The 20,807-nt window shown below is 60.8% G+C and carries 24 protein-coding genes; 18 read left to right on the top strand and 6 right to left on the bottom strand.

Annotated features, from left to right (window positions below):
* The 13 genes from MOV76_RS18925 to visR form a co-directional block, all read left to right on the top strand.
* Positions 1–697, top strand: a 697-nt coding sequence (locus tag MOV76_RS18925; RefSeq protein ID WP_247265060.1) for a methyl-accepting chemotaxis protein, incomplete at its 5' end; no start/stop codon positions are given.
* Positions 698–760: 63 nt separating this feature from the next.
* A complete protein-coding gene (locus MOV76_RS18920; protein WP_003545491.1) occupies positions 761–1,057 on the top strand; it encodes an STAS domain-containing protein in 297 nt (98 codons plus the stop codon).
* Entirely contained in the window at positions 1,054–1,419 is a 366-nt protein-coding gene (gene cheY1, locus MOV76_RS18915) for a chemotaxis response regulator CheY1 (RefSeq protein ID WP_003545492.1), read from the top strand. Before MOV76_RS18920 ends, cheY1 begins: the two co-directional genes overlap by 4 nt.
* 17 nt (positions 1,420–1,436) lie before the next feature.
* Positions 1,437–3,728 (top strand): chemotaxis protein CheA, encoded by a 2,292-nt coding sequence (locus tag MOV76_RS18910; protein WP_018244794.1) that lies wholly within the window; start codon positions 1,437–1,439, stop codon positions 3,726–3,728.
* A gap of 4 nt (positions 3,729–3,732) precedes the next feature.
* On the top strand, positions 3,733–4,200 hold the full coding sequence (locus MOV76_RS18905; RefSeq protein ID WP_012756045.1) for a chemotaxis protein CheW: 468 nt from the start codon (positions 3,733–3,735) through the stop codon (positions 4,198–4,200).
* Positions 4,197–5,105 (top strand): protein-glutamate O-methyltransferase, encoded by a 909-nt coding sequence (gene cheR / locus MOV76_RS18900; protein WP_247265059.1) that lies wholly within the window; start codon positions 4,197–4,199, stop codon positions 5,103–5,105. The genes MOV76_RS18905 and cheR overlap by 4 nt, the downstream gene beginning before the upstream one ends.
* The gene (cheB, locus tag MOV76_RS18895) at positions 5,102–6,145 is read left to right on the top strand and encodes a protein-glutamate O-methylesterase CheB (RefSeq protein ID WP_193446806.1); all 1,044 of its coding nucleotides are present in this window, start codon (positions 5,102–5,104) and stop codon (positions 6,143–6,145) included. The genes cheR and cheB overlap by 4 nt, the downstream gene beginning before the upstream one ends.
* Positions 6,146–6,535 carry a response regulator gene (locus MOV76_RS18890; RefSeq protein ID WP_003556488.1) on the top strand — a complete coding sequence of 130 codons (390 nt, stop codon included), beginning with the start codon at positions 6,146–6,148 and terminating at the stop codon, positions 6,533–6,535.
* Positions 6,532–7,086 (top strand): chemoreceptor glutamine deamidase CheD, encoded by a 555-nt coding sequence (gene cheD / locus MOV76_RS18885; RefSeq protein WP_018244796.1) that lies wholly within the window; start codon positions 6,532–6,534, stop codon positions 7,084–7,086. Before MOV76_RS18890 ends, cheD begins: the two co-directional genes overlap by 4 nt.
* A 16-nt stretch (positions 7,087–7,102) precedes the next feature.
* On the top strand, positions 7,103–7,492 hold the full coding sequence (locus MOV76_RS18880; protein WP_018072555.1) for a hypothetical protein: 390 nt from the start codon (positions 7,103–7,105) through the stop codon (positions 7,490–7,492).
* Between the two features lie 212 nt (positions 7,493–7,704).
* Positions 7,705–9,396 carry a flagellar basal-body MS-ring/collar protein FliF gene (gene fliF, locus MOV76_RS18875; protein WP_018244797.1) on the top strand — a complete coding sequence of 564 codons (1,692 nt, stop codon included), beginning with the start codon at positions 7,705–7,707 and terminating at the stop codon, positions 9,394–9,396.
* 448 nt (positions 9,397–9,844) lie between these two features.
* Positions 9,845–10,591 (top strand): transcriptional regulator VisN, encoded by a 747-nt coding sequence (gene visN, locus MOV76_RS18870; protein ID WP_028734030.1) that lies wholly within the window; start codon positions 9,845–9,847, stop codon positions 10,589–10,591.
* Positions 10,592–10,599: 8 nt separating this feature from the next.
* Positions 10,600–11,346, top strand: coding sequence for a transcriptional regulator VisR (gene visR, locus MOV76_RS18865; RefSeq protein WP_018244799.1), 747 nt, complete (start codon positions 10,600–10,602; stop codon positions 11,344–11,346).
* A gap of 105 nt (positions 11,347–11,451) precedes the next feature.
* Here visR and MOV76_RS18860 read toward each other — a convergent pair whose 3' ends face one another.
* The 6 genes from MOV76_RS18860 to motA form a co-directional block, all read right to left on the bottom strand.
* Positions 11,452–11,895, bottom strand: a complete 444-nt coding sequence (locus tag MOV76_RS18860) for a hypothetical protein (RefSeq protein ID WP_018072559.1) — start codon at positions 11,893–11,895, stop codon at positions 11,452–11,454.
* Positions 11,896–11,900: 5 nt separating this feature from the next.
* Positions 11,901–12,980 carry a flagellar biosynthesis protein FlhB gene (gene flhB / locus MOV76_RS18855; RefSeq protein ID WP_247265058.1) on the bottom strand — a complete coding sequence of 360 codons (1,080 nt, stop codon included), beginning with the start codon at positions 12,978–12,980 and terminating at the stop codon, positions 11,901–11,903.
* A 336-nt stretch (positions 12,981–13,316) separates the two neighbouring features.
* A complete protein-coding gene (gene fliG, locus MOV76_RS18850; RefSeq protein WP_003545520.1) occupies positions 13,317–14,357 on the bottom strand; it encodes a flagellar motor switch protein FliG in 1,041 nt (346 codons plus the stop codon).
* A 28-nt stretch (positions 14,358–14,385) separates the two neighbouring features.
* Entirely contained in the window at positions 14,386–14,973 is a 588-nt protein-coding gene (fliN, locus tag MOV76_RS18845) for a flagellar motor switch protein FliN (protein WP_128401093.1), read from the bottom strand.
* A gap of 65 nt (positions 14,974–15,038) precedes the next feature.
* Positions 15,039–15,989: a FliM/FliN family flagellar motor switch protein gene (locus MOV76_RS18840; protein WP_130728880.1), complete on the bottom strand. Its 951-nt coding sequence runs from the start codon at positions 15,987–15,989 to the stop codon at positions 15,039–15,041.
* On the bottom strand, positions 15,990–16,862 hold the full coding sequence (gene motA / locus MOV76_RS18835; protein ID WP_018244805.1) for a flagellar motor stator protein MotA: 873 nt from the start codon (positions 16,860–16,862) through the stop codon (positions 15,990–15,992).
* A 254-nt stretch (positions 16,863–17,116) separates the two neighbouring features.
* On the opposite strand from motA, the gene flgF reads away from it, so the two are divergent.
* From flgF to flgC, 5 genes are all read left to right on the top strand, one after another.
* On the top strand, positions 17,117–17,851 hold the full coding sequence (gene flgF, locus MOV76_RS18830) for a flagellar basal-body rod protein FlgF (RefSeq protein ID WP_028734025.1): 735 nt from the start codon (positions 17,117–17,119) through the stop codon (positions 17,849–17,851).
* 21 nt (positions 17,852–17,872) lie between these two features.
* Positions 17,873–19,270 carry a flagellar protein export ATPase FliI gene (gene fliI / locus MOV76_RS18825; protein ID WP_018244807.1) on the top strand — a complete coding sequence of 466 codons (1,398 nt, stop codon included), beginning with the start codon at positions 17,873–17,875 and terminating at the stop codon, positions 19,268–19,270.
* A gap of 2 nt (positions 19,271–19,272) precedes the next feature.
* Complete coding sequence (locus MOV76_RS18820; protein WP_131703069.1) at positions 19,273–19,815, top strand: flagellar protein; 543 nt, start codon at positions 19,273–19,275, stop codon at positions 19,813–19,815.
* A 177-nt stretch (positions 19,816–19,992) separates the two neighbouring features.
* Complete coding sequence (gene flgB / locus MOV76_RS18815) at positions 19,993–20,385, top strand: flagellar basal body rod protein FlgB (protein WP_027685990.1); 393 nt, start codon at positions 19,993–19,995, stop codon at positions 20,383–20,385.
* A gap of 4 nt (positions 20,386–20,389) precedes the next feature.
* On the top strand, positions 20,390–20,806 hold the full coding sequence (flgC, locus tag MOV76_RS18810) for a flagellar basal body rod protein FlgC (RefSeq protein ID WP_027685989.1): 417 nt from the start codon (positions 20,390–20,392) through the stop codon (positions 20,804–20,806).
* The last annotated feature ends 1 nt before the right edge of the window (position 20,807 follow it).

The following is a 20,807-nucleotide window of genomic DNA, read 5'->3' as shown; positions in this document are numbered from 1 at the left end:
CGAGGTCGTCGGCCGCGCGATCAGCGCCATGGCCGATATCGAGCAGTCGGCCGAAAAGATCGGCCAGATCATCGGCGCGATCGACGAGATCGCCTTCCAGACCAATCTTCTGGCGCTGAATGCCGGTATCGAGGCCGCTCGCGCCGGCGATTCCGGCCGCGGTTTTGCCGTCGTCGCCCAGGAAGTTCGCGCCCTTGCCCAGCGCTCGGCCGAAGCCGCCCGCGAGATCAAGACGCTGGTGACGACGACCAAGGCGCAAGTCGACGCCGGCGTGCAGATGGTCGGGCGCACGCAGGATTCGATCGGCAGCATCGTGCGTCAGGTCACCGACATCAACGCCGCCATCGCCGGCATCGCCACTCGAACCGGCGAACATGCCGCAAGCCTCGACAGCGTGACTTCAGACGTCAAGGGCCTGGGTGGCGAAGTGGCGGATAGTGCTGGACTTGCGGAGCGCTCCGCTGAAGGCGCCGACCACCTCCACACCGTCATTCTCGAGCTCGGCCAGACGATTCGCGAATTCCGCATCGCCCGGGAAAATGCCACTGCCGGGCGTCAAGCACCGGTTCGCGTGACACCGCCGCGCGCCATCGAGGCCGCCGCCCGTCCGGCACCGGCCGTGGACGAATACGAAAATGACGATTTTGGCCTTCCACAGCCCTTCGCAGGCGTCGGAGGTGGGCGGAATGTTTACTAACCTATCGGATGATTGCCCCAGCTCGTCTTTTCGGGCCGGGGATAAGGGGACAAGGAAAAGCTGATGGCAGCAAAGAAGAGTGGCAAGACGCTGGATTTGACAGCGGTGCTCGACCTCAACGAGGCTTCCGCCTTGCGCGATAAACTCCTCTCCCTCCGGGGTAGCGGTCTTTCGATAGACGCTTCCGGCGTCGAACGGATCGGTGCTCTTTGCGCCCAGGTTCTGATGTCCGCCGAGAAGACCTGGGAGCAGGACAAGCAGCCGTTCACCTTCTCCAAGGTGTCCGACGCATTTCAGAAAACGATGCAGCTGGTTGGCGTCAATATTGACCACCTGCTTGCCAAGGAGATTCGGCAATGAAGAAAAAAGTGCTCACCGTGGATGATTCCCGCACCATCCGAAACATGCTTCTCGTGACGCTGAACAATGCCGGCTTCGAGACGATCCAGGCGGAAGACGGTATCGAGGGCCTCGAGGTTCTCGAAGAGTCCAATCCTGACGTCATCGTGACCGACATCAACATGCCGCGCCTCGACGGTTTCGGCTTCATCGAAGGTGTCCGCCGCAACGAGAAATATCGGGCGATCCCGATCCTGGTCCTGACCACCGAAAGCGACGCGGAAAAGAAGAACCGCGCCCGCCAGGCCGGTGCCACGGGCTGGATCGTCAAGCCTTTCGACCCGGCCAAGCTGATCGATGCCATTGAGCGTGTAACCGCTTAAACCCAGGATTTGCTCCTATGGATATGAACGAAATCAAAGAGATCTTTTTCCAGGAGTGCGAGGAGCAGCTCGCCGAGCTGGAATCCGGTCTTCTGAAAATGAATGATGGCGATCGCGATCCGGAAACCGTCAATGCGGTGTTCCGTGCCGTGCATTCGATCAAGGGTGGCGCCGGCGCCTTCGGCCTTGACGATCTGGTAGCCTTCGCCCATGTTTTCGAGACCACTCTCGATTGCGTTCGATCCAACAAGCTTGAGCCGAACCAGGATGTCCTGAAGGTGATGCTGAAGTCGGCCGACGTGCTCGCCGACCTGACGAACGCCGCACGCGACGGCGGCAGCGTCGATGAAAGCCGCAGCCGCGGCCTCGTCAAGGAACTTGAGGCGTTGGCCAACGGCGAATTGCCGTCTCCCTCGGCATCGTCCGAAGCGCCGGCGCCGAAGGCCGCCGCAAAGGCTGCTCCGGCCGCTCCGGCGCCGACCCCCAAGCCGACCGACGACAGCGGCTTCCAGCCAGTCCCCTTTTCCTTCGACGATTTTGGCGGCGAAGGCGATGCGGGCGGCATGCCGGCCTATGAAGTCATCTTCAAGCCGCGCTACGAACTCTATTCCAAGGGCAATGACGCCACCCTGCTGCTGCGCGACCTCTCGCGCCTCGGCGAAATGACGATCTATTGCAATACGGATGAGCTGCCGGGCCTCGAGGAACTCGATCCGGAAGGCGCTTATTTCTTCTGGAACGTCACGATCAAGACGGACAAAGGCGAGGACGCTATTCGCACCGTCTTCGAATTCGCCGAGTGGGATTGCGAACTGACGGTGAAGCCGGTCGAAGAAGCAAGGGCGGACGCGACCAGCAACGACGAACTGCCGATGGTGCCGGTTCCCTTCGATCTGTCGATCCTGGACGAAACGGGCGCAACGGAAGAGGTTTCCGCCTCAGACGCGCGGGCCGAGGAGACGGCCGCCGCCGTTGCCGCCGCCGAAACTGCCTCCAACGTCACGCAGATGGCCGCAGCCGCCGCCCGCGTCGAGAAGAAGGAATCGGCAGCCGCCGCAGCGGCCGCAGCAAGTGCTGCCGCCCAGAACAATGCCGCCGGTGCCGGCCAGACGATCCGCGTCGATCTCGACCGTGTCGACCGCCTGATCAACCTCGTCGGCGAATTGGTCATCAACCAGGCGATGCTGTCGCAGAGTGTCATCGAGAATGACACGACCGGCACCTCCTCGATCAATATGGGCCTCGAGGAGCTGCAGCAGCTCACCCGCGAGATCCAGGACTCGGTCATGGCGATCCGCGCGCAGCCGGTGAAGCCGGTGTTCCAGCGCATGTCGCGTATCGTCCGCGAAATCGCCGACATGACCGGCAAATCGATCCGCCTGATCACCGAAGGTGAAAACACCGAAGTCGACAAGACGGTCATCGACAAGCTGGCCGAGCCGCTGACCCACATGATCCGCAACGCCGTCGACCACGGCATCGAAACACCCGAAAAGCGCGCAGCTGCCGGCAAGAACACCGAAGGCACGGTCCGCCTCACCGCCAAGCATCGTTCGGGACGCATCCTGATCGAGCTTGCCGACGACGGCGCCGGCATCAACCGCGAGAAGGTCCGCCAGAAGGCGATCGACAACGACCTCATCCCGGCCGACGCCAACCTGTCGGACGAGGAAATCGACAACCTGATCTTCCTGCCGGGCTTCTCGACGGCCGACAAGATCTCCGACATCTCCGGCCGCGGCGTCGGCATGGACGTCGTCAAGCGCTCGATCCAGGCGCTCGGCGGCCGCATCAACATCACCTCGAAGCCGGGCCACGGTTCGGTCTTCACCATGAGCCTGCCGCTGACGCTCGCCGTCCTCGACGGCATGGTAGTCACCGTCGCCGGCCAGACGCTGGTCGTGCCGCTGACCGCGATCGTCGAAACCCTGCAGCCGGAAGCTGCCGCGATCCATTCCTTCGGTGCCAACCACCGGCTGATCTCGATCCGCAACAGCTTCTGCCCGCTGGTCGATGTCGGCCGCATCCTGAACTTCCGCGCCACCCAGGCCAATCCGGTCGAGGGCGTGGCGCTTCTGGTGGAATCCGAAGGCGGCGGCCAGCGCGCCCTGATGGTCGACGCCATCCAGGGTCAGCGCCAGGTGGTCATCAAGAGCCTGGAAGCGAACTACACCCACGTGCCGGGCATTGCTGCCGCCACAATCCTCGGTGACGGCCGCGTGGCTCTCATCCTCGATGTCGACGCAGTTGTCGGCGCCTCGCGCGGCCAGTCGCTCAAAGCGGAAATGTCGTTAGCAGCGGTGGGCTAAGGGAATGTCGTACACTGTAAAAAATCTGAACGAGGGGGATCGCGAGCTGATCGCGTTCCGCATCGGGGATCAGGAATTTTGCGTGAACATCATGTCGGTTCGCGAAATCCGGGGCTGGACTCCGGCGACCGCGATGCCGCATTCGCCTGGCTATATGCTGGGTGTCATCAACCTGCGCGGTGCGGTGCTGCCGATCATCGATCTTGCGGCCCGGCTCGGCATGAAGCCGGCCGATCCGACCGCCCGTCATGTCATCATCGTCGCCCAGGTCCGGCGTAAGGTCGTCGGCCTCCTGGTCGACGCCGTTTCTGATATCCTGACGGTGACCGACGAAACCATCCAGCCGACGCCCGAGATCTCCTCCGAACTCGAGCGTCAATTTGCCCGCGGCATTCTCGCCATCGAGAAGCGAATGATCTGCCTGATCGAACTCGAATCCCTCTTTCCAGAGACCGAAAGCGAAGCCGCATGAGTGTAATGGGCGCAAAAGATCAGAGACAGGGATCCGACGAGGTCCTGGCGAGCGGAGAATATCCGCTGACGCGCCGCGACCTCACCGAGATCGCCGCAATGATCTATTCGGATGCCGGCATCTTCCTCAACGAGACGAAGGCGTCGCTGGTCTATTCGCGTCTATCGAAGCATATCCGCAATCTCGGTCTGTCCGGCTTTCGGGAATACTGCGAGCTCGTCGCTTCGCCGGCGGGTGCTGCGCCGCGGCGCGAGATGCTTTCGCACCTGACCACCAATTTTACCCGCTTCTTCCGCGAGAACCACCATTTCGACCACCTGCGCGACCATGTCCTGCCGGAACTTCTGCAGCGGGCGAGATCGGGCGGCAGGGTGCGCATCTGGTCAGCCGCCTCCTCCGATGGGCAGGAACCCTATTCGATCGCGCTGACGGTGCTGTCGCTGATGCCGAATGTCGCGGACTACGACTTCAAGATCCTGGCAACCGACATCGATCCGAAGATTCTCGCGATCGCCCGGGCCGGCGCCTATGACGAGAGCGCGCTTGAAACCGTGTCGCCTGCCATGCGCAAGCAATGGTTCAGCGAAATCGAGATACAGGGCCGCAGGAAGTTCCAGGTCGACGACCGCGTCAAGCGGCTGATCACCTACAACGAGCTGAACCTGATGGCGCAATGGCCGTTCAAGGGCAAGTTCGACGTCATCTTCTGCCGCAACGTCGTCATCTATTTCGACGAGCCGACGCAGATGAAGATCTGGCAACGTTTCGCCGGTTTGCTGCCGGAGGGCGGGCATCTCTATATCGGCCATTCCGAGCGCGTTTCGGGTGAGGCAAAACACGTCTTCGACAATATCGGCATCACGACCTATCGCTATACGGCCAAAGGTCTCGGGAGGAAGGCATGAGCGCTCCGGCAAGAGTTCTCGTTGTTGACGACTCCCCGACGATGCGGGGCCTGATCACCGCCGTGCTGAGTTCCGACCCCGAGGTCAACGTCATCGGCCAGGCCGGCGATGCGCTGGAAGCGCGCGAAGCGATCAAGCGGCTGAACCCCGACGTCGTGACGCTCGACATCGAGATGCCGAACATGAACGGTCTCGATTTCCTCGAAAAGATCATGACGCTGCGTCCGATGCCGGTGATCATGGTATCCACCATGACCCATCGCGGCGCCGAGGCGACGCTTGCGGCGCTGGAGATCGGCGCGTTCGACTGCGTCGGCAAGCCGGCGCCGGGCGAACTCAGGCCGTTTGGCGACCTCGCCGAGAAGGTCAAGGCCGCCGCGCGCACGCAACGCCAGTATTCCCAGCCTGCTGCCGCCGTCGCGCCACCACCCTCGGTCGCCGATTTCCGGGTCGGCCGCAAGATCGTCGCGATCGGCTCGTCGACCGGCGGTGTCGAGGCGCTGATCGCCGTGCTGCAGAAATTTCCGGCGAATTGCCCGCCGACCGTTATCACCCAGCATATGCCGCCGACCTTCACCAAGAGCTTCGCCGAACGACTGAACCGTCTCTGTGCGCCGGTGGTGCAGGAAGCGACCGATGGTGCCCGTCTCGAAATCGGCAAGATCTATCTGGCGCCCGGCGGCGAGCGTCACCTCCAGGTCAGCAGCGCCTCGGCGCCGTGCTGCCGTCTCGTTGACCGGGCACCGGTCAACGGTCACCGCCCCTCGGTGGACGTACTTTTCGATTCGGTCGCGGAACTGGCGGGCCGCAATGCCGTCGGTGTGATTTTGACCGGAATGGGCCGCGATGGCGCCGCCGGATTGTTGAAAATGCGCCACGCCGGCGCCAGAACGCTCGGCCAGAACGAAAAAACCTGTGTCGTTTACGGAATGCCAAGGGTTGCTCACGAACTTGGCGCCGTTGAGCAGCAGCTCCCGCTGTCTGCCATCGGTGAAGAAATATTGAAAATGACAGCCGCCCGAAAGGAAGGGACCGAATAAATGTCGATCGCGGAGAAAATCAAAGTTCTGATCGTCGATGATCAGGTAACGAGCCGGTTGCTGCTCAGCGACGCGCTGACCCAGCTCGGTTTCAAGCAGATCACCTCGGCCGGCGACGGCGAGCAGGGCATGAAGATCATGGCCGAGCAGCCGCACCACCTGGTGATCTCGGACTTCAACATGCCGAAGATGGATGGCATCGGCTTCCTTCAGGCTGTTCGCACCAACCCGAACACCAAGAAGGCGGCCTTCATCATCCTGACCGCCCAGGGCGACCGCGCGCTGGTGCAGAAGGCGGCCCAGCTCGGCGCCAACAACGTGCTCGCCAAGCCGTTCACGATCGAGAAGATGAAAGCGGCCATCGAAGCCGTGTTTGGAGCCCTGAAATGATCACTGAGGGGGCAGCCCGCCGCGTGCACATCATTCAGGGCGAGTACAAGGTTCTGAGCGATCCGAATGCGGTCCTCTCGACCATTCTCGGTTCGTGCGTGGCTGCGTGCCTCAGAGATCCTGTCGCCGGTGTCGGCGGCATGAACCACTTTCTGCTGCCCGGTTCGGCGACGTCGCCGACTTCAGGTGGCGATGCCACGCGGTACGGCGTGCATCTGATGGAACTGCTGATCAACGGCCTCCTGAAGCAGGGCGCCCGGCGCGACCGGCTGGAAGCAAAAATCTTCGGCGGCGCGAAGACGATCTCGACATTCTCCAATGTCGGTGAGCAGAACGCGGCCTTCGCCGTGCAGTTCCTGAGGGATGAAGGCATTCCGGTGGTCGGTTCCTCGACCGGTGGAGAGCATGGACGCAAGCTTGAATATTGGCCGGTCTCCGGTCGTGCGCGGCAATACCCCCTGACCGGCGCCGAAACGCAGAGAACTGTCGCTCTCGAGCAGCGTCCCGCCGCTCCGCAGAAGCCCGTCGAAACCAGTATCGAATTTTTTTGATGGCGAGGATTTTCATATGACATTTAACCCGGTGATGGAGCCGCCTGCGCCTGTTGAAGCGCTGAGCGACATCCTGATGCGCATCGTGTCCGAACTGCACGATGTCGCCTATCTCATCGAGCGCATCGAGCCGCAGCTTCTCGAAATCGGCGGCGCCGAAATCCTGAATTCGCCGGATGCCATGAAGGTCATGCAGGGCATTGATCTGGCAGTGCAGAAATCGCGCGGCCTTGCCGAATTTATCGATACCATCACCGGTGAAATCCCGCACGGCTGGGCAGTCGATGTCGCAACCGCGCTCAGCCTCGTCAAGCTGGCAGAGATGCAGAAGGCATTGGGCGGCGCCACACGCCACGGCCATTCCCAGCCATTGAGCAAGGCAGCCGGCGACTTCGATTTCTTCTAAAGCGCGTCGCAATCTTCCAGATTCGCGCCTTGCGCTTTAGGCCCATTTTGCGCATGTCGTTTTCGCAAAACCGCTGCACACTTTTGCGCGACATGCTTTGGAACCTTTTCGGCCCTGCCGTTCTCCACGAAACGCTCGCACAAGTTTCGCCGACTATTCGTCTGATGAGGCAATAAGCCTGCTTTGTCTTTGACGGATCGTGCGAGAACAGAATGAATCTGTTAAATCAATTAGTTCAGATATTTAAGAACTTCGGCGCCTTGGGCCGAACGCGCCTGATGATTCTTGGAGGCGTCGGTGCCGTCTCTATCGCAATCGTCCTTGCGGCTGCCCTTTTCGTCAACAAGCCGGCACAGGAAACGCTCTATGTCGGTCTGGACTCGCCGGATCTCAACCAGATCAGCATGGCGCTTGCCGAAGCCAACATCAATTTCCAGGTCGGCACGGACGGCACCAGCATCAGCGTCCCCGCGGGGATGACGGGCAAGGCCCGCTTGATGCTTGCCGAGCGCGGCCTGCCGAACAGCGCCAATGCCGGTTACGAACTCTTCGACAATGTCGGCTCTCTCGGCCTGACCTCCTTCATGCAGGAGGTGACGCGGGTTCGGGCGCTGGAAGGCGAAATCGCCCGCACCATCCAGTCGATCTCGGGCATAACAGCCGCACGCGTCCACATCGTCATGCCGGAGGTCGGAAACTTCCGGAAGGCGGAGCAGAAACCGACTGCCTCCGTCATGATTCGCGCCAGCGCGACCACCGGGCGCAGCGCAGCGACCTCTATCCGCCACCTCGTCGCCTCGGCTGTGCCGGGGCTTGACGTCGATGACGTGACCATTCTCGATTCTGCCGGCCAGCTGCTCGCTTCCGGCGACGAGGCGAGCAACAGCTCGCTGAACCGCTCGCTCAACATCGTCCAGAACGTTCAGCAGGAAGTCGAATCCAACATCGACAAGGCGCTGGCACCCTTCCTCGGCATGGACAACTTCCGCTCCAGCGTCACCGCCGATCTCAACACGGACGCCCAGCAGATCCAGGAAACGACCTACGATCCCGAATCCAAGGTCGAACGCTCGGTTCGCTCGACGAAGGAAGCCCAGCAGTCACAGCAGAAGCAGTCCGATAGCGCGACGACGGTCGAGCAGAACATTCCGCAGGCGGCCCCCGAGGCCGGCGGTTCCGCCGGGCCCGAATCGCAGGACAAATCCGACAAGCGCGAAGAGCAGACCAACTACGAAATCAACAGCAAGACGACGGCGACGACGCGTAACAGCTATAAGGTCGAGAAGCTTTCGATCGCTGTGGTGGTCAACAAGGGCCGCATCGCCAAGATGGTCGGAGAACCCGCCGACCAGACCAAGGTTGATGCCTATCTTGCCGAAATGCAGAAGATCGTCGCTTCGGCGGCCGGCATCGACGCCAAGCGCGGCGACGTCGTCACCGTCACGGCCATGGACTTCCTCGAAAACCAGCTGCTTGAAGACGCCACCGGTGGTGTACGCGTTATGGACATGCTGAGCCGCAACCTTGCCGGCATCATCAACTCGCTCGCCTTTGTCGCGGTCGCCTTCGTGGTGGTCTGGATGGGTCTGCGGCCGCTGGTGCGCAGCGTCAGCGGCAACGGCAGCTCCGCGGCTTTCGGCGACGCCACGCCGGAAGCGGCCGGCCTCGAGCTTCCGGACTTCGCGCCTGCATCAGGCGCCGCCGGTGGCGCTCTCATGGACGGCTTCGGGTCCGATTTCGGCTTCGACAGTACCGAAGACCTGCTCAGCCTCGGCGACGACGATGGAAACTTCAATCGGCGCGTCAAGGAAGGCCCGGAACGCAAGCTTTCCCGTATGGTCGAGATCAACGAGGAACGCGCCGCGAAAATCCTCAGGAAATGGGCGATCGACGACGCAGCGTAAAGCAAAGGCCGGGCAACCGGCCTTTTTTCATGTCGGTACCCGAAGCGTGATTCCCCAACCGCTGTTTGCTGAAAAGCCGTGACTGCAGATACGAGAGACCCGGCCTGACATTCAGGGTCGGGAATTCGAATAAGACGATAGACCCGATCACTGAAATGTGGCTGTAGCGCGACATGATGAGATGGACTCGCGTAAAACGCGAAGCAAGTTGCGATACCGCCAGAATCACCTTAGCCTCCTTATATCTTGAAGGCTGGAACGAGTGATCGAATCAGTGCATTGGCGACAGCGAAAGTAAATCCCTAGAAGTCGGAGATGGTGATTTGCATCGGCTGGCTTACCCTTAGGTGATTCGAAATGGGATTCGAGCGGGACTTGAATTGAATCCCTTACAGAAAAATTGCTGTTGCACCGAGTTCGATCGTTTCTCAGCCGCAGGACGTTGCCAATGGATATGAATGTAATTCAGGCGAGCAAAGGCGAGAGGCAGATGGCGAATTTCGCGAGTGCGGTGGTGCCGGATCTGTTGCCGCGCGATGAGCTGCTCCAGCGCCTCCACGGTGTCACCAGCAGCGGCAGGTTGCAGTCTGGCCTGCGCGCACTGACGGACTACGTGGGTGCTTCGCACTATCTTCTGGCGCGCTGCGATCTCCTCCAGGAAAGTGGCCTCGATTTCATCGTTTCGTCTGATTGGCCCTTCGACCTGGTCAGGGACATCGCCAATGATCTGGTCCGCGGCTATGCCCGTTCGACCGAGCTGGAAAGATGCATGCAGGTCTTCCAGCCGAATTTTGCTCTTCTGCCTGACAGTGCCGAAGTTCCGGACGGCGCCAGCCGCCAATATTGTTCGGTGACCTTCAATGTCGGCCGGTCGCGGCTGGCTCTGATGTTCCTGTTCGGCGAGGGGTTCATTCTTTCGCCGGAGCGGTTGCGCGATGTCGGTCTGCTTGCAGGTTATGTCGCGAGCTTCCTTCGCTGCGGCGGGACGAGGGTCGATCGCGATTTCGAATTGACGGACCGGGAACTGGAATGCCTGTTCTGGATTGCCGAGGGCAAGACCAGCGACGAGATCGCGATGATCCTCGGAATTTCCCGCAATACCATCAACAACTACATCACCAGTGTGATGCGCAAGACGGCGACCAAGACCCGGTCCGAGGCCATTGCTTTCGCCGTCCGGAATAATCTCGTATAGGGGGATCTATGGGGCACCCATCAGGCAGGACGATGAGCAGCGCTGAGCAGCTGCGCATGGTGCGTGTGAGCAGGATTTCCAGCCGGTCCGATCTTTTTCCGCGGCTGATCGCGATGCAGAAGCTCGTCGATGCGCAAGGATTCGCGATCTTCCGCGTCAGCGGTTCGGGCCTTCCGGCAAAGCAGCGGCTTGTCTGCGAGCTTGAGAACTGGGGACCGTCCAATGCCGGTTTCGGCAAGGCCTTCACGGACGCCTATGGCGATATTCTTCTCGACCATATCGACAAATCGCTGCTGCCGCTTTCATGGGCCGGCGGTTACGACCGTGCGGCACCCGGTCCGGCGGACTTCGCGCCGTTCATGACGCGGCTGCAGGACGGTATTCTGCCTTTCTCCGGACTTGCCTTTCCGGTGCGGCTCGGCGCCGTCGGCAACGGTTTCATCCTTTTTACCGGCGACGAGATCGATCCCTCGAGCGATACCATCGTCGAGCTGCACGGTCGCTGCTGCCATATCATGATGGATCTACTCTCGCTCGACGAACGCCGCACCGCCGCCGCCGAGGCGCTCAGCGAACGCGAGATCGCCTGTCTGCAGCTTGCCGGCGACGGCCGCATCAGCGAAGAGATTGCCGACAAGCTTGGCCTGTCGGTGCACACCGTGAACGCCTATCTCGGCTCGGCGACCATCAAGCTCGATTCCGTCAACCGTATTCAGGCGATCGCCAAGGCAATCCGGCTCGGTTATATCAGCTGAACCCATTCCAGCGTTGCGCGTCTTTTCAGACGCGCAAGCGACGCTGTAACGCTTTGAATTCCGGTCCAAGGCGAATGTGAAAGCGCGCGGTTGGCTTGAAAGACATTAGCCGGCCAGCGCCTGAGGCGGCTGGTTGACGCTGTAACGCGCTTCCCGAAGGCTCTTTTTGAGGAAGATGGTGTTCTCGTCAGGATCGGCCGAGGGGTCCTGGAAAGCGATATGATTGATCTCGATGCCGGCGTGATCTTCGGCAAGGGTGAGCTGCGCGTAGACGGTGACGCCGCGCGGTTTGATTTCGAGGTCGAGAACGACTTCGGGCTTGCCACCCCACTCCAGCGTATAATTGCCGCCCAGGCCGAAATTCACCGTGCCCGGATGAAAGAAAAGCTCCGCCGCCGAAGCGACGAGATCGGAAAGATTGCCGTAATACTCGAAGCGCAGCAGTGAAATAAGGTCAGAAGCATCCAGAAGGCGCAGTTCAGTGGCGACCGGGCTGATCGCGTCTGCGAGGATCTTTTCACGCTGGGTAGAGTGGGGGCATTTTTTCATTCGGCTTATCTGACCCGTTTGTTCTTGGCGTCTGCGGCGTAGACCCGGTGGATGAGCTCCGCAACGGCCTTATAGAAGACTGACGGGATGACACTATCGATCGAGACTTGCGCAAACATGGAGCGCGCAAGCGGCGGATCCTCGAACACCGGTATGCCGTTCTGCTCGGCAATCTCCCTGATTTTGAGCGCAATAAGGTCCTGACCCTTGGCCAGCACCACCGGCGCATCGTTCTCTTCACGCGCGTAACGCAGCGCCACCGCATAATGCGTCGGGTTTGCAATCACCAGCGTCGCGCGGTGCACGTTGGCGATCATGCGCCGGCGCGCGCGGTCGCGCATCAGCGAGCGCTGCCGGCTCTTGACGAAGGGGTCGCCCTGCGCCTGCTTGTTTTCTTCCTTCACCTCGTGCCGCGTCATCTTCAGCTCGGTGAACCAGTGATGGCGCGTCCAGAAAAGATCGGCGATTGCCACGATCGCGGTGGCGATCAGCATGACGATGATGATCTTGCGCATCGCTGCCATCATTCGCACGAGAATCGTCTGCGGATCGGAGAACATCGCGTCGATCGAGCCGAAATATTCGCTCCTGAGCACGAAGAACAGGATCACCCCGACGACGACGACCTTGAACAGCGACTTTCCGAATTCGACCAGGCCGGGCACACTGAACAGCCGTGACCAGCCTTTGATCGGCGAGATACGCGAGGCCTGCGGGCGGATGCGTTCAAGCACCAGTGTCGGCAGATTCTGGAAGACGGAGGAGGCGATGCCGAACACCATGAACAGGATGAAGGCGGGCGCCACCAGCGCCGCACATGCCCAGCCGAGCCGCCCGAACAGCGCCAGCACATCCGGCCCCGTCTCGATCTTCCATTGATCGGGCTGTTCGAAGATGTCGCGCAGCGTTTCACTCATGCGTCCGACGCTGTCGGGAAGGAAGAATACGAGGTAAATGAAGGTCGCGAGGATCGTCGCAAAGATGGAAAGTTCGCGCGAAGACGGCAAGTTGCCCTTTTCCGCGGCATCGCTTTGCTTTTTCGCGGTTGGGGCTTCTGTTTTGCTGTCCTTGTCATCGTCTGCCAAGTCGCGGCCCTCCGTCAAAAAAATAGCCGCAGCTAATGCATGCCGCCCAAAAAGGTGCAGCGGTTTTGCGATAACGACAGGCATCAGAACAAAGATTCTAAAGCGCGTCGCAGGAACCGGAGTTCTATGCGACGCGCTTTAGAGCGCGGTCTATGGCTGGAAGGGTAGTCGCCTGTGGCACGGCGATCAACAGCCGCCTTTCGGCATGCCGGATTTGTCAACAGTCTCGACGTGCCGATGCATGTCGCCTGGAAGTGTGCAGCGGTTCCGGGATAACGACGTGCATAAAACAAGGAACTAAAACGAGTCGCATGAATCAGTTCACTGCGACGCGTTTTAGGCGGCCGCCGAAGCGTCGCCTTCCTTTTCCTTGAGCTCGATCTGGCCGGAATTGGCCAGGCGAATCGCTTCCTGGGCCACGGCGCGGCGGGCAATCGCGATCTCGCGCGGATTGACGCCGCCCATGCCGCTCTGCAGATCCGATTCGATCATGCGGCGCTGACGTGGGCTGATGGCGGAGAGAACCGATTCGCGGATCTCGGGGGGCGACCCGCGCAGCGCGACGGTGAGCACATCCGTCGAGATGTCGTTGAGCAGCATGACGCGGCTGCGCTGCGGCATGTACATGAGGTCCTCGAACAGGAAGATCTTCGGGCGAACCTTGTTGACCGACTCGCGGCTGATCGATTCGAGCGAGCTGAGCAGCGTGTCGACCTGCGGCTTGTCGAGTTCGTTCATGAGATCGGCGACCTTCGTCGAGCCGGCTGCATTGCGCTCTGCCTCGACCTCGGCAAGCAGCGTCATGACCTGGTTTTCGATGATCTGTGCAGCCTTCGGGCTGACCGCCTTCATGTTGACCGTTCTGTTCATGATGTCGGCGCGGCGGTTGTCGGGAAGCTGCAGCAGCACCTTGGCGCCGAAGGAGGAGGGCATCATCGAAAGAATATAGGCGACGGTCTGCGGATGTTCGCGCAGCAGGAACTGTGCGACGAATGTCGGCTCCGCCTCGCTGAGGCGATCCCAGATCGAGGTTTCGTAAGCCTGGAATGCGGTGCGGCGGCCGAGCAGGCTATCGACTTCGTCGGGCGTCAGGCCTTCTTCCAGAATGGCCTCGATCGCCTTGGCGTTGTCCATCAGTCCGGCGCCCTCGGTGAAGAGGTCTTCGAACTCGGAGACGAGCAACAGCAGCTCGTCCGGCGGAATGGCGCGTAGCGACTGGGCGGATGAGATAATGGTCTGCAGTTCGGCCTGGGTGAAATACTTCAACAGCCGGCCGGCGACTCCCTTTCCCATAGCGAGAAGAACAGCCGCCGCCTTTTCAGCCTGGGTCAACGGTTTCCCGGCTAGCGCGCCGCCGAAATCGTCAAAGTCCATCATGGTCTAACCTCTCCGTCCCACACAGGGATCAGGCTTTTTTCGTACTCAAAACTTCTATTAGTTTCACACCGAATCGCGTGTCGTCGTTATCAAGCACCGTAATTTCGCCGCGGGCAATCCTGCGGCCATTCACCATGATCTCGACCGGTTCGCCGATCTTCTTGTCGAGGGCGATCGTCGCCCCTTCATTGAGGTTCATCAGGCCGGAGACCTGCATGCGGCTGGTGCCGAGCATGATCTGGACGTCGATCGGGATGTCCATGATCAGGTCGAAGTTGGAATTCAAAGCGCTGCCGAGCGGGGCCGGCGACGCCTCGAAGGAGGAGCTGCTGCCGAAATCCATGCCCGCAGCCGGGCTGGCATCGCCGCCGCCGAAGTCGCCGCCGAAATCGTCGCTGCCAAAGGAGGTTTCCGAAGTCTCGCCGCCAAAGGCCGCCAGGTCCGTTCCTGCTGCGAAGGGGTCGCTCTGCAGGTCGTCGCCAAACTGCGACAGGTCGCCGTCGGCATCCTGCTTCAGCACGCCGCGCAGATCGTCGATCGCCTGGTCGAGATCCGCTTCGCTGCCCGGAAGATCCAGGGAGAGGTCGCTGTTCTGCTGTGTTTTCTTCGTAGCCATGAAATCACTATTCCAGTTGAAACTTGCCTCAAACTGCCTTTGCAGCCCAAAAGCCAGAGAACCGATTAATTCATTAAGTGACGGATGAGTTCATCATCCGAGTTCATCGTATCCTTGACGCGGACCATGTAGTTTTCGCCTGAACGCCCGAACTCGCACACATATAATTCCTTGCTGTTGGCGCTGACCTCGACACGCACGTCGCCGTGGTCGCGGAACGGAATGACGTCGCCGACCATCAGCTTCGATATCGTGCGCAGCGTCAGGTCCTGCAGCCTGATCTTGGCCTCGAGCGTGACATGTGAGCGGCGGACCTGGTCACCGAGCTGTTCGGTCCATTCCGCTGAGTTGCTGCTGGCCTGGCGTTTCGGCTTCGGCGGCGTCACCTTGGTCTTGAGCAGTGCCGTCTGCGGAACGATCAACGAAAATTCCGAAACGATGCCGGCAAGCGCGATCGACATGTTGATGGCGGCCGCGAATTCATCCGGACGATCTTCCTGCGGCCGGGCGCGCATGTCATGGGCGTGCGGGGCCGAAAGGCTCGGTTCGAAACCGCCCGGCGCGTTGACGGCCGAGCGCAGCACCTTGGCGATCTTGTCGAAGACCATGACCGCCAGATCGAGCTCGATGATCGAAAGCATCCGGTCGGCCGGTTCCTCGATCGTATCGGCGGTGGCGCCGAGCAGATGCTCCATCAGCGTGATGACGAAGCCGTTGCCGCAGGCAAGCGTAATGTTCTGCGACCAGTTGCGCAGCGTCGCGTCGACGAGTGTGACGTTCGCGCTCAGGTCTTCGATGAGGTGGTTCTTGTAGCCGATCTCGCAGCCGAGATAGTTGACCGTCACGTCGAGGCCGGTCTCGCTTTTGATGACGTCGGGAAAGAATTCGCTGTAGATTTCCCCGAAGGAACTGCAGATCTTGGCGACCCTGCCTCTGTCGCCAAGCCCGCCTGTCAGCTTGGCGAGGAGGGCAGGATCCATTGTCGGTTTGTCGTGCGAAGCATTGCTCATAGTCATTTAAGCCGCCTTGTTTTCGCCACCTGGGTTCATCATTTCCTGCTCGACCGCATCGATGGACGGACGCTCGTAAGCCGAGATCGTCTTGCGGCCGTATTCGAGAGCGACCTGCGGCACCGAGCCGTTCATGTAGGCAAGCAGTGTCTGCTTGACGATGACGTAGAGGCGGTGCTGCTTGTTGCGCACGACCTTGATCTGGGAGACCAGCGGCGAGCAGACGCAGTAGGACAAGAGAATGCCGAGGAAGGTGCCGACGAGCGCCGAGCCGATCAGGTGGCCGAGCACTTCAGGCGAATCGTTGATGTGGGCCATCGCCTTGATGACGCCGAGAACGGCCGCGACGATACCGATCGCCGGGAAGGAATCGCTCATGATCTGGATCGAGTGGTAGGGCTTCATCTTGTCATGCATGATGGTGTTGAGCTCTTCGTCCATCAGCGCCTCGATCTCGTGGCTGCGGGCGTTGCCGATGATGATCAGGCGTACATAGTCGCAGATGAACGCCGTCAGCTCCTTGTTCTTCAGAACCGTCGGAGCTGCCTGGAAGATCGTCGATTCGGCCGGATTGTCGATATGGGCTTCGATTTCGTTTCGCGATTTGGTGCGCAGGTCGCGCATCAGCGAATAGAGCACGCCGAGCGTATCGAGATAATTGCGTTCCTTTGGCACGGCGTGCCTGAAGGCTTCGCTGAGCGCCTTGCCGGAGTCCTTCACCACCTTCATCGGGTTCGCCATGATGAAGCTGCCGAGACCGGCGCCGCCGATGATGAGGAATTCGAAGGGCTGGAACAGCGCGTCCACTTCGCCGCCCATCGCCATGAAGCTGCCGACGATACAGCCGCAAGTCACTATAAATCCGATAATGATATTCATCGTCAGCCCAATCTGAACGTTGCTTTTCTTTGAGACGGATAGGGTTTCTGCCTTGCGTGAGGCTGATGAAAGGCCCGATCGCGAGGCATTTCCGCGTGCCAGCTTCGCGCAAGCATCTGCCGTCAGTCTAAAGGAGACGAATGGGTGCCCGCGCCCGTTTCTGAGATGCCGCCTCAGCGAAATCCCGGCCGAACCACTCAAGACGACGCCCGGCTTTTCGTCCCGTTCATCGCCAATGCTTGGAGCTTACCGACATGCAATCCGGTCTTTATGTTTCTCTGTCGTCGCAGATGGCCCTCGAAAAGCGTCTGAACACCATCGCAGACAACATGGCGAACGTGAATACGACCGGTTTTCGTGCCACCGAGGTGAAGTTCGATGAGATGGTGGCGAATACCAAGAACAAGCTGAACACCAAAGTCGCCTTCGTTTCCCAGGGCAACGACTATCTGAACGAGGGAAACGGCGAACTGCAGCACACCGGCAACATGCTGGATTTCGCCATCAAGGGTGATGCCTGGTTTTCGCTCGATACGCCGGCCGGCCGCGTCCTGACGAGGGATGGCCGCTTCACGATCAAGGAAACCGGCGAACTTGTTTCGATCCGGGGATATCCGGTTCTCGACGCCGGCGGTGCCCCGATCCAGCTGAACACCAAAGGCGGCGAGCCTGCCGTCGGCACCGACGGCATCATCTATCAGGGCGACCGCCAGGTCGCTTCGCTCGGTCTGTTCGAGGCCGATATCAGCAAGGGTTACTTGCGCTACGAAAACAGCGGCATCATGACCACCGACCAGCCGCGCGCCGTCGTCGACCGCTTCAATGTCGGTGTCGAGCAGGGCTATCTCGAAAACTCCAACGTCAACGCCATGCGCGAGATCACCCAGCTGATCGAAGTCAACCGCGCCTTCGAGAGCGTCTCGTCGCTGATGCGCGACAGCGAAGATTCCTTCAAGGAAGCCGTCCAGACACTTGGGGGCAGCCGCTAGGCGAAAGTTGAAAGTTAAAGCATGAGCACCACGCTACTGTCTGAGGACGGCCTTTCCCCGAAGCTGGCGCATCTGGCGGGCCTCGTCGACCGATACGCATCGCCAGAATTCGCAGTTGCCCATGGCGGTCGCGTGCAGACCATCGCCGCCGGCCACTACACGGTTCACGGCCTCTCCCGCCATGTTCGTCTCGGCGAGTTCGTGGCCCATAAATCGGCGACCGGGATTCATCTGGGCGAAGTCGTGCGCGTCGAACCGGAACTGATCTATGTCTGCCCGATCGAACCCGGCGAGCCGATCGGCATCCACGATACCGTCATCCGCAAGGGCGCCTTCCGCATTTCACCATCTGACAGCTGGTGTGGGCGCACCGTCAACTCGCTCGGCGAGCCGATCGACGGGCTGGGTCCGGTCACCGAAGGGCTCGATCGCCGCTCGATCTCCAATACCGCGCCGCCCTCGATGACCCGCAAGCGTGTCGAGACCGGCTTCAAGACCGGCGTGCGCGCGATCGACATCTTCTCGCCGCTCTGCCTGGGGCAGCGCCTCGGCATCTTCGCCGGCTCCGGTGTTGGCAAGTCGACGCTTCTGTCCATGCTCGCCCGCGCCGATGCTTTCGACAAGGTTGTCATTGCGCTCGTCGGCGAACGCGGCCGCGAGGTGCGCGAATTCATCGAGGATACGCTCGGCAGCAATATGAGGAAGGCGATCGCCGTCGTCGCAACCAGCGACGAGAGCCCGATGCTTCGCAAGATGGCGCCGCTGACGGCCGTCACCATCGCCGAACATTTCCGCGACAAGGGCGAGAACGTCCTCTTCATCGTCGACAGCGTCACGCGTTTCGCCCATGCGATCCGCGAGGTGGCGACCGCCTCCGGCGAGCCGCCGATCGCGCGCGGCTATCCCGCTTCCGTCTTCACCGAGCTGCCACGCCTGCTGGAACGCGCCGGTCCCGGCCCCGAGGGCGCCGGAACCATCACGGCGATCATCTCGATCCTCGTCGACGGCGACAATCACAACGACCCGATTGCCGATTCGACGCGCGGCATCCTCGATGGCCATATCGTCCTGCAGCGCAGTCTCGCCGAAGAAGGGCGTTATCCTCCGATCGATCCGCTCGCCTCGATCTCGCGTCTTGCCCGCAAGGCCTGGACGCCGGACCAGGAAAAGCTGGTGTCGCGGCTGAAGGTGCTGATTCACCGCTTTGAAGAGACGCGCGACCTGCGCCTGATCGGCGGTTACCGCCAAGGTGCCGATCCCGATCTCGACATGGCGGTCAAGCAGGTGCCAATCATTTACGACGTCCTGAAACAGTCCCCGGGCGACCGCGACTCGCCCGATGCCTTTGCCGATCTCGCCGGCGCGCTCAAGGCTGCAGCCGGCATGGGCAATCAGGGCGGCCCCATCCAGAGGAGATAGACGTGACTGAATTTGACGACGAACGCATCGCTTCCCTGAAGCAGCGCAGGAAAACCGTCATCCTGGATCGGCTGCTGACCTTTACCGGCCTGGCGCTTGCCGGCGCCTCGGCTTTCTTCCCCTGGTACGTGTTCTTCAACGCGGAAAAGTTCGGCATCAACGTTGCCACCAGCAGCAATTCGCGCGAACTGCCGGATTGGCCGGCGCGTAACGTCTTCAGCGTCTCGCCGCTTGCCATGGTCAACAAGAACGAGGGGGACAAGAAGGCCCCGCCGATTGATCCGCTGACGACCGCTACGGTGTCCGATCTCGGCAAGGAGCGCGATGGCGGCCCCATATTGGAGGATCAGCCCTTCCCCGGCAAATCATCCTTCCGACTGCTGCATGTTTCCAACGGCCGGGCGCTGATCGAGGATCCCTCCGGCATGTATGTGGTGCGCATCGGCTCGATCCTGCCCGATGAAAGCCGCCTTGCGACACTGGAGCAGCGCGACGGCAAATGGGTGATCGTCACCTCCAAGGGCGAGACCTACCAGAACAACTGAACCTGTCTGCAAAGCCAGGCAACAGGGGCTCCGCCGCGAACCGGCCGGAGCCCCTGTTCTTTTGCCCCTGTTCTTTTGATGGCGGCGTTCGCACAAAAGCCTCGCGAAGCCTGAATTCCCGTAAGTCCCACGCAAGATTACCGCACTAGGTTCGGGACAGTAAAAAAGGAGAGTTTCATGCAACCAATCCAACTTTTCGACTTGGCTTCGCGACAGGCGGAATGGCTGACGATTCGTCAGCAGGTTGTTGCCGGCAACATCGCGAATGCCAATACCCCGAAGTTCCACGCCAAGGACGTCACGCCCTTTGACGCTGTGCTCGACAAGTCCGACATCGCCATGGCGCGCACCAATCCGGCGCATCTGAGCGGTAACGATTTCAGCAACAGCGGCGATATCGACGTCAAGGACGCTGCACTCGACCAGGAAATCGGCGTCCAGGAATCCGGCAATACCGTCGGTTTGGCCGAGGAGCTTTCCAAGTCGGGCGATATCAAGCGCCAGTATGATCTGAACACCTCGCTGGTCAGTTCCTTCAACCGCATGATGTTGATGACCGTCAGAAGGTAAAGTCATGGATCCGCTTTCAGCAGCAATGAAAATCGCCGGCTCCGGGCTCGAAGCGCAGTCAACGCGCCTGCGCATCGTCTCGGAAAACATCGCCAACGCCCGCTCGACCGGCGACACGCCCGGCGCCGAGCCCTATCGGCGCAAGACGATTACCTTCGGCCAGCAGATGGATCGCGCCAGCGGCGTCGAGACGGTCGGCGTCAAGAAGGTCGGCGTCGACGAAGGCGACTTCAGCACTGAATTCGATCCCAGCAACCCGGCTGCGGACCAGAAGGGCGTCGTCAAGCTGCCGAACGTCAACATCCTCGTCGAGATGGCCGACATGCGCGAAGCCAACCGCTCGTATGACGCCAACCTGCAGACCATCAAACAGACCCGCGATCTCATCTCCTCCACGATCGATCTCCTGAAGAGCCAATAAT

The organism is Rhizobium sp. PRIMUS64 (assembly GCF_023006465.1).
GTDB classification, from domain to species: Bacteria; Pseudomonadota; Alphaproteobacteria; order Rhizobiales; family Rhizobiaceae; genus Rhizobium; species Rhizobium leguminosarum.
The sequence above is the reverse complement of the archived record's forward strand: the minus strand, read 5'-3'. Positions and strand labels throughout refer to the sequence as shown.

Bases quoted from the DNA above. Each gene is read 5' to 3' on its own strand.
- MOV76_RS18920 (WP_003545491.1), top strand. From the start codon at position 761: ATGGCAGCAAAGAAGAGTGGCAAGACGCTGGATTTGACAGCGGTGCTC.
- cheY1 (WP_003545492.1), top strand. From the start codon at position 1,054: ATGAAGAAAAAAGTGCTCACCGTGGATGATTCCCGCACCATCCGAAAC.
- MOV76_RS18910 (WP_018244794.1), top strand. From the start codon at position 1,437: ATGGATATGAACGAAATCAAAGAGATCTTTTTCCAGGAGTGCGAGGAG.
- MOV76_RS18905 (WP_012756045.1), top strand. From the start codon at position 3,733: ATGTCGTACACTGTAAAAAATCTGAACGAGGGGGATCGCGAGCTGATC.
- cheR (WP_247265059.1), top strand. From the start codon at position 4,197: ATGAGTGTAATGGGCGCAAAAGATCAGAGACAGGGATCCGACGAGGTC.
- cheB (WP_193446806.1), top strand. From the start codon at position 5,102: ATGAGCGCTCCGGCAAGAGTTCTCGTTGTTGACGACTCCCCGACGATG.
- MOV76_RS18890 (WP_003556488.1), top strand. From the start codon at position 6,146: ATGTCGATCGCGGAGAAAATCAAAGTTCTGATCGTCGATGATCAGGTA.
- cheD (WP_018244796.1), top strand. From the start codon at position 6,532: ATGATCACTGAGGGGGCAGCCCGCCGCGTGCACATCATTCAGGGCGAG.
- MOV76_RS18880 (WP_018072555.1), top strand. From the start codon at position 7,103: ATGACATTTAACCCGGTGATGGAGCCGCCTGCGCCTGTTGAAGCGCTG.
- fliF (WP_018244797.1), top strand. From the start codon at position 7,705: ATGAATCTGTTAAATCAATTAGTTCAGATATTTAAGAACTTCGGCGCC.
- visN (WP_028734030.1), top strand. From the start codon at position 9,845: ATGGATATGAATGTAATTCAGGCGAGCAAAGGCGAGAGGCAGATGGCG.
- visR (WP_018244799.1), top strand. From the start codon at position 10,600: ATGGGGCACCCATCAGGCAGGACGATGAGCAGCGCTGAGCAGCTGCGC.
- MOV76_RS18860 (WP_018072559.1), bottom strand. From the start codon at position 11,895: ATGAAAAAATGCCCCCACTCTACCCAGCGTGAAAAGATCCTCGCAGAC.
- fliG (WP_003545520.1), bottom strand. From the start codon at position 14,357: ATGATGGACTTTGACGATTTCGGCGGCGCGCTAGCCGGGAAACCGTTG.
- fliN (WP_128401093.1), bottom strand. From the start codon at position 14,973: ATGGCTACGAAGAAAACACAGCAGAACAGCGACCTCTCCCTGGATCTT.
- MOV76_RS18840 (WP_130728880.1), bottom strand. From the start codon at position 15,989: ATGACTATGAGCAATGCTTCGCACGACAAACCGACAATGGATCCTGCC.
- motA (WP_018244805.1), bottom strand. From the start codon at position 16,862: ATGAATATCATTATCGGATTTATAGTGACTTGCGGCTGTATCGTCGGC.
- flgF (WP_028734025.1), top strand. From the start codon at position 17,117: ATGCAATCCGGTCTTTATGTTTCTCTGTCGTCGCAGATGGCCCTCGAA.
- fliI (WP_018244807.1), top strand. From the start codon at position 17,873: ATGAGCACCACGCTACTGTCTGAGGACGGCCTTTCCCCGAAGCTGGCG.
- flgB (WP_027685990.1), top strand. From the start codon at position 19,993: ATGCAACCAATCCAACTTTTCGACTTGGCTTCGCGACAGGCGGAATGG.
- flgC (WP_027685989.1), top strand. From the start codon at position 20,390: ATGGATCCGCTTTCAGCAGCAATGAAAATCGCCGGCTCCGGGCTCGAA.